Source organism: Enterobacter sp. SGAir0187 (genome assembly GCF_002952735.2).
GTDB classification, from domain to species: Bacteria; Pseudomonadota; Gammaproteobacteria; order Enterobacterales; family Enterobacteriaceae; genus Enterobacter; species Enterobacter quasiroggenkampii.
Genome location: NZ_CP025034.2, coordinates 1,340,969 through 1,355,398 on the forward strand (window position 1 = coordinate 1,340,969; position 14,430 = coordinate 1,355,398).

Sequence of the window (14,430 nt, forward strand, 5' to 3'; positions counted from 1 at the left end):
GGGAGGTTTATTTGCAATTTGACTACATCATTATCGGGGCCGGCTCTGCCGGCAACGTGCTGGCTACACGACTGACTGAAGATCCGAACACCACCGTCCTGCTGCTTGAAGCAGGCGGACCGGATTACCGATTTGACTTCCGCACCCAGATGCCCGCCGCGCTGGCGTTCCCGCTGCAGGGCAAGCGCTACAACTGGGCGTACGAAACCGAGCCAGAGCCCTTCATGAACAACCGCCGCATGGAGTGCGGGCGCGGCAAAGGGCTGGGCGGCTCGTCGCTGATCAACGGCATGTGCTACATCCGCGGTAACGCGATGGACCTCGACCACTGGGCAAAAGAGCCGGGCCTGGAGCACTGGAGCTACCTCAACTGCCTGCCCTACTACCGCAAGGCAGAGACGCGCGACGTGGGGCCGAACGACTATCACGGCGGCGATGGTCCGGTGAGCGTCACCACCTCGAAACCGGGTGTGAACCCGCTGTTTGAGGCAATGGTGGAAGCGGGCGTGCAGGCGGGCTATCCGCGCACCGACGATCTCAACGGCTACCAGCAGGAAGGCTTCGGCCCGATGGACCGCACGGTCACGCCGCAGGGCCGACGCGCCAGTACCGCGCGCGGCTATCTGGACCAGGCGAAACCGCGTCCGAACCTGACCATCCGCACCCACGCCATGACCGATCACATTATTTTTAACGGCAAGCGCGCGGTGGGCGTCGAGTGGCTGGAGGGTGAAAGCACCATTCCATCCAAAGCGACGGCGAACAAAGAGGTGCTGCTGTGCGCAGGGGCGATTGCCTCCCCGCAGATCCTCCAGCGCTCCGGCGTAGGCAGCGCAGACCTGCTGAAGCAGTTTGATATTCCGCTGGTGCACGACCTGCCCGGCGTGGGCGAAAATCTGCAGGATCACCTGGAGATGTACCTCCAGTACGAATGCAAAGAGCCGGTCTCCCTCTACCCTGCCCTGCAGTGGTGGAACCAGCCGAAAATTGGCGCCGAGTGGCTGTTTGGCGGCACCGGCGTGGGTGCGAGCAACCACTTCGAAGCGGGCGGGTTTATCCGCAGCCGCGAGGAGTTTGAGTGGCCGAACATTCAGTACCACTTCCTGCCGGTGGCGATTAACTACAACGGCTCGAACGCGGTAAAAGAGCACGGCTTCCAGTGCCACGTCGGCTCCATGCGCTCGCCGAGCCGCGGCCACGTGCGCATCAAGTCCCGCGATCCGCACCAGCATCCGGCGATCCTGTTCAACTACATGTCACACGAGCAGGACTGGCAGGAGTTTCGCGATGCGATCCGCATCACCCGCGAGATCATGCACCAGCCCGCGCTGGACAAGTATCGCGGCCGTGAAATCAGCCCGGGCGTCGAGTGCCAGACCGACGAACAGCTGGACGAGTTCGTGCGCAACCACGCCGAAACCGCCTTCCACCCGTGCGGCACCTGCAAGATGGGCTATGACGAGATGGCGGTAGTCGACGGCGAAGGCCGCGTTCACGGGCTGGAAGGGCTGCGCGTGGTGGATGCGTCCATTATGCCGCAGATCATCACCGGCAACCTGAACGCCACCACCATTATGATCGGCGAAAAGATTGCCGACGCCATCCGCGGACGCGAGCCGCTGGCGAAGAGCACGGCGGCGTATTATGTGGCGAACGGGGCACCGGTTCGCCGCTGAGGATATTTCTCCTCACCCAGGCCCTCTTCCATACGGGAGAGGGTTTCCAACAAAATAATGCCTGCACGGACGGCCCCCTCTCCCTTGAGGGAGAGGGCTGGGGTGAGGGGGAACATACGGCTGTGGTGGTCATTCCGTTCACATTATGTTCCTTGCTACTCTGTAACGACATGACCAGTGAACGTGCCAGGGCGGCTCAATCGCCGCCGCCCTGGCGACCCGGGCTCCCGGCGGTAAATCGCCGCTTCGCGGTACCCTCAGCTTATTCCTTCAGGCTATCGGGTCGGGCATGAGCCTGCATCCCTGCAGGCCACGCCCTCTCGGCGCATCCCTGCGCCTCGCCCCGGCCTTACGGAAACGCTTCGGCGATTTACAGCCGGACCAGGGCATCGCTGTAAGTTATTCATTTTCCTGAATCACATTTATCGCTTCTGGTTAAAAAATGAATGGAGATCCCTTACCCCATAAGGGAGAGGGCGTTTATCTCCCCACCCAAAATTTTTTTATTTACCTGCATCCAGTTTCCCCCCGCCCCTCGTATATCAGTCTGTGAGCAACCCCTTTGCTCCCCAATCCGAGGAAAGATGATGAAAAAGCTAACCCGTGTTGCATTCGTAACCAGCGCTTTACTCTTCTGTGCAGGCGCATCAGCCGCCATGACGTCAGACACCGTGATGGTGGGCGGAGCGGCGATGTTCCCGAGCAAAAATATTGTTGAAAACGCCGTGAACTCGAAAGATCACACCACGCTGGTGGCCGCCGTCAAAGCGGCCGGGCTGGTGGATACGCTCCAGAGCAAAGGGCCATTCACCGTGTTTGCCCCGACCAATGCGGCGTTTGCGAAATTGCCTGCCGGCACGGTCGAGAACCTGGTCAAACCCGAAAACAAAGCCACGCTCACCAGCATTCTGACCTATCACGTGGTCGCTGGTAATTACGATATGAAAGCGCTGGAGCAGAAAATTAAACAGGGCGGCGGCCACGCGGAGCTGAAGACCGTTAACGGTCAGCCGCTGTGGATCATGAGCAACGGCCCGCACAATATTCAGCTTAAGGACGGTAAAGGCAATGTGGCGAACATTAGCACCTATGATGTTCATCAAAAAAACGGCGTGATCGATGTGATTGATACCGTCCTGATGCCTAAGTAGTTGTCTATACTTCGGAAGTGTGACGTTGCCTTCCGGGAAAAACATGGATAACGCGCTGGCTGAACAGCAACTGAAATTAATGCAGGCGGTCGCAAACGGCGATCGCCGTGCATTTGAACAACTTTATCGACTCACGTCGCCACACCTGTTTGCCGTCGCGCTGCGCATGCTGCGTGACCGCGCGTGGGCAGAAGAGATCCTTCACGACTGTTTTATCACCGTCTGGAGTAAAGCCGAAACCTACAACGCTGCACTGAGCTCCCCGATGACCTGGCTTACGCACATTGTGCGCAACCGCTGTATTGACTGGCTGCGCAGCGGACAAACCCGCGCTGCCGACCGCGAGACGGCGTATAACGACGCGATTCTGCCTTGCGAGAACGATGAGCAGAATAACTGGCACGACGATGTGCAGGCAGAGCGGCTCAGACAGTGTCTCGAACATTTGAGCAGCGAACAGCGCCAGAGCATTACGCTCGCCTACTATCAGGGAATGTCTCACAGCGACATTGCCGACTGGCTCCAGCAGCCTCTGGGCTCGGTGAAAAGCTGGATACGTCGGGCAATGGACCATCTTCGGGAGTGTGTCGGGCTATGAATGACGCAGAAAAACGCGACGACATGCTAGCAGCAGAGTTTGCCCTCGGCACGCTGCGGGGAGGAGCACGGCTTCAGTTCCAGAAAAGGGTCCTCCATGAACCCGCTCTGGCCGCCCGCGTGGCGTACTGGCAGGAAATGTTCAGCACGCTGGATAGTCATCTTGTGCCCGTCCCTCCACCCGAGACGGTGTGGAAGAGAATCGCCCTCGATCTGCCGCCCAAAAAGCCTTTACGCAAAAGTCGGCCTTATGTCGGCTGGATGGCTGCGGCCTCCCTCGCCGTCCTGTCGGTCGTTGCCTGGTATGCCATCCGTACCCCGGAACTCGCTCCGCTGATGGTACTCAACGATACCCAACAGCACGGACAGTGGGTCGTCAGCGCGGACGCCAGCCGTCAGCACCTGAGCATTGCCCCTCTTCGACCAACGGCTGTCGCGGCGCAACACAGCCTGCAGCTTTGGCTGATCCCAGGCGGGCAGGCGCCGGTATCCATGGGGCTGCTGCATAACGACATCCCCACACGCGTCACCCTCAGGAACACAACGCTCCCTCCTGACGCCACGATAGCCATAAGCCTTGAACCAGAGGGCGGATCGCCCACTGGACTTCCCACTGGCCCGGTGCTTTACAGTGGCAAATTGTAATCCTCAGGCCCTGTTCGCAGGGCCGCTATCGTGACCCCATTTCATTTATATACTATTCTCGGTTACCTATAAGAATTAAATATTAGGACTGTAATTAATTTAATTATTAAAAAACGACATTGACAGACTCTTCCATACTCCATTAAGTTTTAAACGAAGATCATTTTATTCCCGATACACAATATATCCAAAACTGCGTTAATGAATTTGTCATTATTCATTAACGCTTCTCTGCCTTTTATTTTTTGCATCACTCAATAGCGAGATAAGCTCATGAATAATAGTGCAAACAAGGTTGTTGTCATTACTGGTGCCAGCAGCGGTATTGGTCAGGCGATTGCCCTCCATTTAGCGAATAACGCGTTTTCGCTGGTGCTGGTGGCGCGCCGTCTGGACAGAATTAATGCCCTGGTGGATCAGATTATTCAGCAAGGCGGCAAGGCTATCGCCGTCAAGGCCGATGTCACCCGTCAGGAAGAGGTTCAGCGCGCCATTGACGCTGCCGTTGCCGCCTACCAGCGCGTGGATGTGGTGATCAACAACGCGGGCTTTATGGCTATCGCCCCCCTCAGCGAGCTGAAAACCGACGAATGGGACAAGATGATTGATACCAATCTGAAAGGGGTACTGTACGGTATCGCTGCCGCTTTTCCGGTGTTCCAGCGTCAGGGCAGCGGGCATTTTATTAACGTTGCCTCCGTCGCGGGCATCAAGGTGCTGGCACCTGGCGGCGTGGTGTACAGCGCCACGAAATTCGCCGTCCGTGCACTGAGTGAAGGCTTACGTCAGGAGGCGGGTAAAACCCTCCGCACGACGCTTATTTCGCCCGGCGCCGTCGAAAGCGAACTGCAATTCGGCAGTTCTGACGAAGAGAGCAAAAAATTTCTCCATGAGTTTTATAAGCAGGCTATTCCGGCTGACGCGATTGCCCGCGCGGTTTTATTTGCCATAGAACAGCCTGGCGACGTTGATATTAATGAAATTGTTGTTCGTCCAACGCAGGAAGAATTTTAGCCGGCGTTAAATAATGCTGAATGAGGTGTCATTATGATTAAATCATTAACGTCCTTATCAGATCTCAATATGCGAACGGGTGCCGATATTCTCCTTGAAGTGCTGGAGAGTGAAGGCGTGGAATATATTTTTGGCAACCCCGGAACCACCGAGCTTCCACTCATTGATGCCCTGCTTCGCCATGAAAATATTCACTATATTCTGGCGCTTCAGGAGAGCACCGTGGTGGCGATTGCTGACGGCTATGCGAAAGCTTCCGGCAAAACGGGCTTTATCAATTTGCATACCGCCAGCGGTCTGGGGCACGGCATGGGGAACCTCATTAATTCGCGGATCATGAAAACCCCGCTGGTGGTCACCGTTGGACAGCAGGATACGCGGCACTACGTCCGCGATCCGCTGCTGTATGATGATATTGTTTCCATTGGCTCCCCGGTCATGAAATGGGCGCAGGAGGTCACCAGCGCCGACCAGCTCCCGGTGCTGGTGCGCCGCGCGTTTCACGCTGCCAGCTACCCTCCGGCCGGTCCGGTGCTGCTCTCTCTGCCAATGAACGTGATGGAAGAGCTCAGCGACGCCGGGATACAAACGGCCTCTAAAGTGAACTACCACACCGTGGCGGGCTCGCTGGACGAGCTGGCCGAGGAACTGAGCCAGGTTACGCCCGGCAGGATCATGATTGTGGCGGGCGATGAGGTGCACTCCAGCGGCTCGACGCAGGAGATTGTCCAGTTGGCGGAAGCGCTCAGCGCCCACGTCTACGGCTCCTCCTGGCCGCTGAATTTGCCTTTTCCCACTCAGCACGCGCTCTGGCGGGGCAATATGCCCACCACCGCCAGCGAAATCGCCAGCATCATCAATGCCTACGATGCTGTGTTCATCATCGGCGGCAGAAGCCTGATCACCATTTTGTACAGCGAGGGGGAGGCCATTCCGGCGACCTGCGCGGTGTATCAGCTCTCGGCGGATATGCACGAACTTGGCCGCACCTATGCCACCCGCCTCTCGGTGATGGGGGATATCAAGCTCTCCCTGCACGAACTGTTGCCAAAGCTTGAGCAGCGCCTGATCGCCAGCACGCTGGTCCACCAGCGGCTGCTGGTTGCGGCCCGCGACGAACGGGAGAAGGAGTGGCAGCAGCAGGAGGAACGTCTGGCCGCCGAGCGGCTACGCCCGGCGATCTCCCCGATGGTCGCAGCCTGGGAAGTCATCCGATCCATTCCGGCGGGCACCACCATCGTTGATGAGGCGATAGCGACCGCCAGGCATGTCCGCCGGTTCATCTCTGACCAGCAGCACCAGCGCTATTACTTTATGCGCGGTGGCGGACTGGGCTGGGGGATGCCTGCCTCAGTGGGTCATTCGCTGGGGCGCGGACGGGAGCCGGTGGTCTGCCTGATAGGTGACGGAGCCTCCCTTTACTCGCCGCAGGCGCTCTGGACGGCGGCACACGAAAATCTGCCGGTCACCTTTATCGTTATGAACAACAGGGAGTACAACATCCTGAAAAACTTTATGAAGAGCCAGGCTGACTACAGCTCAACGCGGCTGGGGCGTTTTATCGGGATGGACCTGGTGAACCCGCATATCGATTTTCAGTCGCTGGCCACCGCCATGGGCGTCCACTGCTGCCGGGTGACCGAGGCTGCAGATATCGCCGAAGCGGTAGCGCGCGGGCTACAGTCAGGAAAAACCAACCTGATTGAAATTGCGATTTCCGCGGATTAGCCGCGCGTTTACGCTGTACCCTACATAAAAAACTTATAACCGAAACGCCTCAAGCCGCTTTATCTGACGCCCATCGTCGTCAAAATTCTCCGCCGCCAGCCAGGCACGCAGCTCCGCGTCTCTTTGCGGCCATTCGCCGTCAATAATAGAAAGCATATCGCTGTCGCGGTTGCGCCCTTTACGCACCAGCTTCTGGCGCAGGCGCCCTTCCCAGACAAACCCCAGCCGCTCCGCCGCCCTGCGTGAGGCAACGTTCATCGAATCACACTTCCACTCGAGGCGCCGGTAGCCGTGCTCAAACGCATTTTTCAGCAGCAGCCACACCGTTTCAGTACCGATGCGGGATCCTTTCATTTTGCGCGACCAGGTGACGTGCCCGATCTCCACCGACCCCAGCAGTCGCTCGTTGGCCATATAGCTCACCAGCCCCACCGCACGTTCGGTGCGTAAGTCAATGACGGCAAACGGCACCAGCTCATCGTCCATGACCTTCGCCATGATCCAGTGCGCGGTGGCTTCCACGCTCGTGGGCTGCGTGCTGGCAAGCCACGTCCAGTCGCTGTCGTCGCCCAGCGCGTAGGCCTCATAGAGATCGGCCGCGTGGCGATCGGCGTCCAGCGGCTCCAGGCGACAATACTGGCCGAACAGCGGCGTGCGGGTTAACGCGCGCGCGCCTTTCCAGTCGGGAACGATATCGTTAACGGTTTGACCATGTTGATTGATTTCGGGCACGGCGGTGACTCCCTGAAAGGTAAGGAGTTTGTTATAGCAGGTTAAAAAGCGGGCGAAAAGAGAGGATGTTTAAGCCGGGTAAGGCATCGCCGCCACCCGGCAAAAAGATTACTTCAGCAGCTTCACCGTGGCATCAATGTCGATCTCATCTTCGGTGAAGATCAGCGTCGTGTTCTGGAAGGTGGTGATCGCCAGCTTCTTCACCGTGCGCATTTCGCCCGGCTTTTTATCGGATTTTGGTTTGATGCTGTTCATCAGCAGGCCCACCGACAGCACGGCGTTCTCTTTGTCGATTTTGGTATCAACGGGCTCTTCTTCGCTGAACACCACGAAGGATTTGATCGAGGTGAGCTTTACGCGCTCGCCTGCGATATAGAGATGTTTGCTTTCCGGGATCACCTTCACCGCATAGGCGGAAAGGCCTTTGTTGTTGGTGGTCGGCTCAAAGGTCACCGCGGCATCTTTCTTAATCAGATCGGGGTTCGCGACCTTAATCACATGAAAATAGCGGTTGTCGCCGTTTTCATCTTTGATAAATCCAAAGCCTTTATCTTTAAACCACGTTGTGATTGTACCGTTCATCGCTGTTACCGCCTGTCAGATCGTAATGACTAAAGTTTTGCAGCGCGCAGTGTAATGCACAATGACGGAGGAGACAAAAAAAAGCCCCTGCACAGGGGCAGGGGAAAACTCATGTCAGAGCTTATTAGAATTTAGTTGAACACCATCCCACCATCGATGAGCAGAGACTGGCCGGTCATGTAGTCAGAGTCCGGTCCCGCGAGGTATGAAACGCAGGCAGCGACATCTTCCGGTTCGGACAGGCGGCCAAGCGTGATGCGTTTGGCAAAGGTTTCGGTTCCGTAGCCGAGCGGTTTACCCGCCGCCTCGGAGACCTGACGGTCGATCTCTGCCCACATCGGCGTTTTCACGATACCCGGGCAGTAGGCGTTAACGGTGATCCCCAGCGGAGCAAGATCTCGCGCGGCGGTCTGGGTTAAGCCGCGCACCGCGAACTTACTGGAACTGTAGACGGCCAGCTCCGGGTTGCCGGTGTGGCCCGCCTGGGAGCAGGCGTTGATGATTTTGCCGCCGTGCCCCTCTTTGCGGAACGCGTCAATCGCGGCCTGGATCCCCCAGATCACCCCTTTGACGTTAATGTTGTAGACCTTGTCGACAATCTCCGGCGTGATGGACTCGATCGGCGTGGACGGCGCAACCCCGGCGTTGTTAACGATCACGTCGAAGCCGCCCAACGCGGTGCGGGCTTTCTCCACCGCCGCAAATACCTGCTCGCGGTCATAGACGTCCACCTTCACGGCGACGGCGTTACCGCCGTTGCGGATAATTTCATCGGCCACGGCTCTGGCCGTCTCCGCGTTATAGTCGGCGATGGCGACGGCAAAGCCATCCTTCACCAGGCGAAGCGCAATCGCTTTACCAATCCCCTGGCCTGAGCCTGTTACGAGAGCAACTTTTTGCATTTCTCTGTCCTTATGTTGAGTCACAAAATCTGGCTGAGATGGAGCTGGCCCATCAGCAGCGGGTTATCGCTGTAGTCGACGGGAATGGCCACCACGGCCGGGCCATCCACATCCATCGCCGCACGCAGCGTGGGTTCGAGCGCGTCGGCGCTCTCCACGGCAAAGCCTTTCGCGCCAAAGGCGTCGGCATAGACTTTGAAATCGACCGGGCCGAACTCGACGCCGGAAAGACGCTGGTATTTTTTCTCTTCCTGAATGGCAACCATGTTGTAGCCGTTATCCACCCAGATGATGTGCAGCACGTTAGCGTTGAGGCGCACCGCGGTTTCCAGCTCCATGCTTGACTGCAGGAAGCCGCCGTCACCGGAGACCGACACCACCTTGCGGCTCGGGTTGACCAGCCACGCGCCAATCGCCCACGGCAGCGCGACGCCCATGGTCTGCTGGCCGTTGGAGATCATCACCTGACGCGCCCGGAAACTGTAGAGGTAGCGGGCGATCCAGATATGGAAGCTGCCCATATCCACGGTGAGCGTCACGTCGTTATTCACGATGTCCTGCATGGCGCGCACGATGCGCAGCGGATGCAGGGCAAACTGGTTAAGCGAGGCGCCGCGTCGGTCGAGGAGGTCCCGCTGATGCTGGCGATCGACCAGAATTTCGGAGGCCCGCTGGCTTAGCTCCAGCTTATGGTCGATACGGTTAGCGAGCTGATTCAGGGTTTCGGCGATGTCCCCCACCAGCTCCAGATCCGGGACGTAGTTACGTTCTTCATAGGCAGGCAGCACGTCAATGTGCACCAGCGTGGCGTCGCCGCTGTTCCACATGGACGGCTCGTACTCCACCGGGCTGTAGCCGATGCAGATAATCAGATCCGCCAGATGCAGCAGACGGTCGCCCGCCTGGTTATTGAACAGGCCGACGCGTCCGGCGAAGCGGGTGAAGTGCTCCTGATTCACCGCCCCGGCGGCCTGATAGGTGCTGGTCACCGGAATGCGGCTTTTCTCCAGCAGCTTTCGCAGCGCGGCGCTGTTGGCGGGCTGGCTCGCCATTAGCCCCAGCAAGATGACCGGGTTTTTGGCCTTTTCGATAAGCTTCGCCACGTCGTTAATGGCGGATTCCGGTGCCGGGCCCATCAGCGCGGGACCGCTGGCGGGTAAAATCGCCCCCATGGCGGGCTGATCGACAATGTCCTGCGGCAGGCTAACAAACGCGCCCCCCGGCCTGCCGTGCTCAGCGGCGCGAAACGCGTTGGAAACCACCTCAGCAATCGCGTCCGGCGCACTCACCTCCACGGCGTATTTGGTGACCGGGCTGAACATGGCGACGGTGTCCATGCTCTGGTGCACCAGTTTGGCTTTATCCGCCCGCTTCACCGCCCCGCCCAGCGCCACCACCGGGTCGCCCTCGCTGTTGGCGGTGGCGATGCCGGTGATCAGGTTCGAGCAGCCCGGCCCGGAGGTGACCAGCGCCACCCCGGCCTTGCCGGTCAGACGCCCGACCGCCGCCGCCATAAACGCCGCGTTGGCCTCGTGGCGCACCGGAATAATCTCGATGGAGGAGTCCAGCAGGGAATCAAAGACCTTGTCGATTTTCGCCCCCGGGATCCCGAACACCTGCTTCACGCCCTGCGCTTCCAGCTGGCCGACAACCAAATCGGCGCCGTGCGCCCACTGACGTGACTGTTTCTCACTGTTCACGGTAGTTCTCCTGTTAGTTTTCGACGGCGCGGATAGCCGCATCAAGGTTGCTGGGATGCAGGTTGGCCTGTAAAAACGCGCTGTCGGCAGGCAGGTCGATCATCAGCTTGTGAATTTCACCGAAGGTGAGCACGCCGCTCTCCAGCTGGTAGTCGAGCAGATGCCCCCCACCCTGACGGTCGTCGGTAATGAAATGTTCGTGATAGCCCGCCACGTTGATACCCTGCATATGCTGCGGCGTGCGGAACCCGACCAGCACCCCTTCGCGCTGGTTAAAGCGGAACACCGGCTGGTCGTCCAGCACGTCGGTCATCGCCCGGTACGGCGGCGTCTGGCGCGGTACGGTGCGGGTGTGAGCGTGGCGGAAGTTACCGTCGATGCGCAGCGCGCAGAACAGGTTATCGGAGGGGATCTGCTGGTCGATGACGTCATGGATCTGCTGACGGCTGACCGGCGCATCGAAGGTTTTGCGGTACTGCGGCTGGAACCAGGTCATCACCGCGAACGGCGTTTTCTGCTCCGGCTTCGCGGCGCGGGCGCTGCCGTCGGCGCGCAGCTGGTACACCTGGCTGCTGAAGGCAATCATTTCGCCGTCCAGCTCGTTGAAGGTGCCCAGACCAAAATCACCGTGTGCCAGCAGATCGGCGATGGTGGTTTCTCCTTCATACACGCCGCTTAGCAGGGCGCTCATTAGCGATGTCTGATAGATCACGCTGTCAGGATGCTGAGCAGAGAACCCGCGCAGGGTCTCGCACAGGCTGGCCTCACAGTCGCAGGCAGATGAATGCTCCATCATGCTCGTCCTCTTCAACTTTATTTAGAAAGGTTAAATAAATGTTGACCCGATTCAGCAGAGAGTTCCAATATAGATACCATGCTGGTTTGAGACGTTTTAGATATGGAACTTCGTTATCTGCGCTATTTTGTCGCGGTTGCACGCGAGCGACACTTCACCAAAGCAGCCAAAGCGCTGGGCATTTCACAACCTCCCCTGAGCCAGCAGATCAAACGGCTCGAAGAGGAAGTGGGCACGCCGCTGTTCAGGCGCCTGACGCGGGGCGTGGAGCTGACCGAAGCGGGAGAAGCCTTCTACGAGGACGCCTGCAAGATCCTGGCGTTGAGCGACGCCGCGCTGGAGAAAGCCCGCGGCATCGCGCGCGGGCTGAACGGCAGCCTGTCGATTGGCATCACCAGCTCTGACGCTTTTCATCCTCAGATTTTCGCGCTAATCCGTCAGTTTCAGGTGCAGAACATGGCGGTGCAGGTTCATCAGGTAGAAGCGAATATGTCTTCGCTGACGACGATGCTGGCGGACGGTGAGCTGGATATCGCCTTCGTGCGCCTGCCGTGCGAAAGCAGCAAGATGTTTGAAATCAAAATTCTCGACCGCGAGCCGATGGTGGTGGCGCTGCATCGCGATCATCCGCTGGCGGCATGCGATTCGCTGGCATTAGAACAACTGCGGGATACGCCGGTGGTGCTGTTCCCGCAGGAGGTCGCGCCGGGCCTGTATGACCGGGTTTACGGCTGCTGCGAGCGGGCCGGGATTGACGTGCAGCACGCGCTGCAGTCGTCGCAGCTTTCATCCTCCCTGAGCATGGTTTCCGCAGGCGGCGGGTTCGCGCTGGTACCGAAATCTATGGCGGCCATTTCTCCGCCGAATGTCACCTATCATGCGCTGAGTTCACCGGCGCTCTATACCGATATCGCGCTCTGCTGGCGGCGCTTTGAACGTTCGCGGACGGTGAAGCGGTTTCTGACAATGATGAGCGAGGGTTAGCGGCCAGTTTGGTTGGTGGTTTTTGTTGGCCGGGTAAGGCGTAGCCGCCACCCGGCAATGCCCTTCTGGAAGCCGCCTCGCAAACCTGCAAGCAACCTTATGTAATTCAGGGGCATCCCTTTTCATCCCTTCTTCGCGGTCGTAAAGTGCCTGCGTTGCGGCACATCCGTAACCGGGCGTAGGAACCCGTTAGCATAACATGACGTTTTATGGACAAAGAGGATGCTAAATGGCGACTACCCCTGGATTTTCGTACGTACGCGCTGAAGAAAGCGCTGTTCATCACCTTCTCCACCTGCAACTTTCTGACTCTGCGGATCTCTTTCAACTGGCTGACGCCTGCACGGCGTATGTTAGCGTGCTGGTGGAAACTGACGACGCGGTGACGTTTACCACGCTCTGTAAGCGATTGCTGGCTGCGCTGAAGCGGCTGCGGGAATGCTGTGACTCGGAGCTTCCGTCGTATCTGGTTGAGCAGTTGATTGCAGGAGAAAAGGTTACCTCCTGCGTACCGGACTGCTGGCAAGAAACGGCTCTTCAGGTGGACTATGCCGTGGCGTTAACGCGGGCGGTGATGGGCGGGACGTTGCCTGCGAGCGTGGCAAAAGAACTCACAGGGCTACTGCATGATATGGTCTGGCTGCTGGCTGAGTTTGTGAAGGAGCCGTATATTCCGGCGCACTGAGACGGGTGATGGAAGGCCGGAATTCTGCTGCGGATGGGCGAGGATTTCGGCCAAATCCCCCTCTCTTTTCCTGGTAATTGTCTTTATCAAAGCATCTGTTACTCTGGCTGGGCTAAAAGGATGACAAGGATGAGAGATGCTGAATCCAGGATTCGTTACCCGCAAAGCGCTTGCTCACTGGCGGGACGTTCCCGCTTTTCTACCCCAGTTTCACTTCCATGAGAGACATCGAACGGTCATTCATACTGCTCATCCTGAAACTATTCTGCCATTGATTGCTAACTTTGACGTCCGGCAAGACCCCGTGATTCGGCGGCTAATGTCATTACGTCAAATACCGCAGAAATTACTGCGCAACCCGCAGTCTAACGCGATCGGCAACTTTGGTTCGCACAGCTTTACCCAGTTGAAAAGTTCACCATCTGAGCTGTGCTATGGCTTAATCGGACAATTCTGGCGAACTGATTTCGGTCTGGAAAACGTGCCGGATGCCAGTGCTTTTCAGACGCCAGCCGCTCCGGGCAGTGCGAAACTGTTACTTCGCTATCGGATAACGGAACTGGCGCCAGGGCAACATGAACTCTGTACGGAAACGTTCGTCTATTGTCCGGACAGAAGCACTCGGCTAAGGATGACAGCTTACTGGCTGGTAATCCGGGCAGGCAGCGGCTGGATTCGTAAAAGGACGCTGGAGGCTGTCAAAGCGAATATTGAAAGTCAGGCGTGAGGTGTACCTGTGAAATGTTCCGCATGGGACCCTCGCGGGAATATTTTCCCGCACGTAAATGGATTGAACAATGGAGATTTTAATGAATAAGCGCGCTATTGCCTGTTTGCTCGTACTCAGTGCATTCGCAGTAAATGCTGCTGATGGCGGTAAGGGTGGTGATGGAGGAAATGGCTCTGATGGCGGAAACGGTTCTGATGGCACCGTCTCATCTAATGGCCGAGCAGGTTGTCCGGGCGGAACAGATCAGGATCCATCGGGGAATTTTTATCTTCCCGGAACAAAACAGCAATGCAACCCGGGGAAGCAGGATGCAATGAAGAGCGCCAGGCAATGAAATAAAGCGTGACAATACGCTAGCTCATCCTGGTTCTGTTTCCTTACCTGCCTCCCTCTCCCGGCAAAATATTTAGCAAGGTAAAAGATAGGCATCACGACAATACCGACAGATAAGCGTTTTTGGAAAGCTTCTCCATGAAAAAAAGAGAACCACCTGAGCGTTTCTCACGAA

General features: G+C 57.8%; 15 protein-coding genes. 10 read left to right on the forward strand and 5 right to left on the reverse strand.

Annotated elements, in window-relative coordinates; all coding sequences use genetic code 11:
- Positions 1 to 11 precede the first annotated feature (11 nt).
- The 6 genes from betA (at position 12) to CWR52_RS06535 (ending at position 6,811) form a co-directional block, all read left to right on the forward strand.
- Complete coding sequence (betA, locus tag CWR52_RS06510; RefSeq protein ID WP_104949177.1) at positions 12 to 1,676, forward strand: choline dehydrogenase; 1,665 nt, start codon at positions 12 to 14, stop codon at positions 1,674 to 1,676.
- 587 nt (positions 1,677 to 2,263) lie between these two features.
- Positions 2,264 to 2,827: a fasciclin domain-containing protein gene (locus CWR52_RS06515; protein WP_104949178.1), complete on the forward strand. Its 564-nt coding sequence runs from the start codon at positions 2,264 to 2,266 to the stop codon at positions 2,825 to 2,827.
- 43 nt (positions 2,828 to 2,870) lie between these two features.
- Positions 2,871 to 3,425: an RNA polymerase sigma factor gene (locus CWR52_RS06520; protein ID WP_032649640.1), complete on the forward strand. Its 555-nt coding sequence runs from the start codon at positions 2,871 to 2,873 to the stop codon at positions 3,423 to 3,425.
- Positions 3,422 to 4,069 (forward strand): anti-sigma factor, encoded by a 648-nt coding sequence (locus CWR52_RS06525; protein WP_104949179.1) that lies wholly within the window; start codon positions 3,422 to 3,424, stop codon positions 4,067 to 4,069. Before CWR52_RS06520 ends, CWR52_RS06525 begins: the two co-directional genes overlap by 4 nt.
- Positions 4,070 to 4,342: 273 nt before the next feature.
- Entirely contained in the window at positions 4,343 to 5,083 is a 741-nt protein-coding gene (locus tag CWR52_RS06530; protein ID WP_104949180.1) for an SDR family oxidoreductase, read from the forward strand.
- Positions 5,084 to 5,116: 33 nt separating this feature from the next.
- Positions 5,117 to 6,811, forward strand: coding sequence for a thiamine pyrophosphate-binding protein (locus tag CWR52_RS06535; protein WP_104949181.1), 1,695 nt, complete (start codon positions 5,117 to 5,119; stop codon positions 6,809 to 6,811).
- A gap of 33 nt (positions 6,812 to 6,844) precedes the next feature.
- On the opposite strand, the gene CWR52_RS06540 is transcribed toward CWR52_RS06535, so the two are convergent.
- From CWR52_RS06540 to budA, 5 genes are all read right to left on the reverse strand, one after another.
- Positions 6,845 to 7,543, reverse strand: coding sequence for a GNAT family N-acetyltransferase (locus CWR52_RS06540; protein ID WP_045909642.1), 699 nt, complete (start codon positions 7,541 to 7,543; stop codon positions 6,845 to 6,847).
- 108 nt (positions 7,544 to 7,651) lie between these two features.
- Positions 7,652 to 8,125 (reverse strand): cold-shock protein, encoded by a 474-nt coding sequence (locus CWR52_RS06545; RefSeq protein WP_008499407.1) that lies wholly within the window; start codon positions 8,123 to 8,125, stop codon positions 7,652 to 7,654.
- Positions 8,126 to 8,256: 131 nt separating this feature from the next.
- Positions 8,257 to 9,027 carry a (S)-acetoin forming diacetyl reductase gene (locus tag CWR52_RS06550; protein WP_104949182.1) on the reverse strand — a complete coding sequence of 257 codons (771 nt, stop codon included), beginning with the start codon at positions 9,025 to 9,027 and terminating at the stop codon, positions 8,257 to 8,259.
- A 20-nt stretch (positions 9,028 to 9,047) separates the two neighbouring features.
- Positions 9,048 to 10,727 (reverse strand): acetolactate synthase AlsS, encoded by a 1,680-nt coding sequence (alsS, locus tag CWR52_RS06555; RefSeq protein WP_104949183.1) that lies wholly within the window; start codon positions 10,725 to 10,727, stop codon positions 9,048 to 9,050.
- A gap of 13 nt (positions 10,728 to 10,740) precedes the next feature.
- On the reverse strand, positions 10,741 to 11,520 hold the full coding sequence (budA, locus tag CWR52_RS06560) for an acetolactate decarboxylase (RefSeq protein WP_104949184.1): 780 nt from the start codon (positions 11,518 to 11,520) through the stop codon (positions 10,741 to 10,743).
- Positions 11,521 to 11,625: 105 nt separating this feature from the next.
- Between budA and CWR52_RS06565 the strand changes: the two genes are divergently transcribed.
- The 4 genes from CWR52_RS06565 (at position 11,626) to CWR52_RS06580 (ending at position 14,256) form a co-directional block, all read left to right on the forward strand.
- Positions 11,626 to 12,507: a LysR family transcriptional regulator gene (locus CWR52_RS06565; RefSeq protein ID WP_104949185.1), complete on the forward strand. Its 882-nt coding sequence runs from the start codon at positions 11,626 to 11,628 to the stop codon at positions 12,505 to 12,507.
- A gap of 229 nt (positions 12,508 to 12,736) precedes the next feature.
- On the forward strand, positions 12,737 to 13,192 hold the full coding sequence (locus CWR52_RS06570; protein ID WP_104949186.1) for a hypothetical protein: 456 nt from the start codon (positions 12,737 to 12,739) through the stop codon (positions 13,190 to 13,192).
- A gap of 136 nt (positions 13,193 to 13,328) precedes the next feature.
- Positions 13,329 to 13,919, forward strand: coding sequence for a hypothetical protein (locus CWR52_RS06575; RefSeq protein WP_104949187.1), 591 nt, complete (start codon positions 13,329 to 13,331; stop codon positions 13,917 to 13,919).
- A 70-nt stretch (positions 13,920 to 13,989) separates the two neighbouring features.
- Positions 13,990 to 14,256 carry a hypothetical protein gene (locus CWR52_RS06580; protein ID WP_252152184.1) on the forward strand — a complete coding sequence of 89 codons (267 nt, stop codon included), beginning with the start codon at positions 13,990 to 13,992 and terminating at the stop codon, positions 14,254 to 14,256.
- The last annotated feature ends 174 nt before the right edge of the window (positions 14,257 to 14,430 follow it).

Bases quoted from the DNA above. Each gene is read 5' to 3' on its own strand.
- CWR52_RS06520 (WP_032649640.1), top strand. From the start codon at position 2,871: ATGGATAACGCGCTGGCTGAACAGCAACTGAAATTAATGCAGGCGGTC.
- CWR52_RS06545 (WP_008499407.1), bottom strand. From the start codon at position 8,125: ATGAACGGTACAATCACAACGTGGTTTAAAGATAAAGGCTTTGGATTT.
- CWR52_RS06535 (WP_104949181.1), top strand. From the start codon at position 5,117: ATGATTAAATCATTAACGTCCTTATCAGATCTCAATATGCGAACGGGT.
- CWR52_RS06550 (WP_104949182.1), bottom strand. From the start codon at position 9,027: ATGCAAAAAGTTGCTCTCGTAACAGGCTCAGGCCAGGGGATTGGTAAA.
- CWR52_RS06525 (WP_104949179.1), top strand. From the start codon at position 3,422: ATGAATGACGCAGAAAAACGCGACGACATGCTAGCAGCAGAGTTTGCC.
- CWR52_RS06570 (WP_104949186.1), top strand. From the start codon at position 12,737: ATGGCGACTACCCCTGGATTTTCGTACGTACGCGCTGAAGAAAGCGCT.
- CWR52_RS06530 (WP_104949180.1), top strand. From the start codon at position 4,343: ATGAATAATAGTGCAAACAAGGTTGTTGTCATTACTGGTGCCAGCAGC.
- CWR52_RS06515 (WP_104949178.1), top strand. From the start codon at position 2,264: ATGAAAAAGCTAACCCGTGTTGCATTCGTAACCAGCGCTTTACTCTTC.
- budA (WP_104949184.1), bottom strand. From the start codon at position 11,520: ATGGAGCATTCATCTGCCTGCGACTGTGAGGCCAGCCTGTGCGAGACC.
- CWR52_RS06580 (WP_252152184.1), top strand. From the start codon at position 13,990: ATGGAGATTTTAATGAATAAGCGCGCTATTGCCTGTTTGCTCGTACTC.
- CWR52_RS06575 (WP_104949187.1), top strand. From the start codon at position 13,329: ATGCTGAATCCAGGATTCGTTACCCGCAAAGCGCTTGCTCACTGGCGG.
- CWR52_RS06565 (WP_104949185.1), top strand. From the start codon at position 11,626: ATGGAACTTCGTTATCTGCGCTATTTTGTCGCGGTTGCACGCGAGCGA.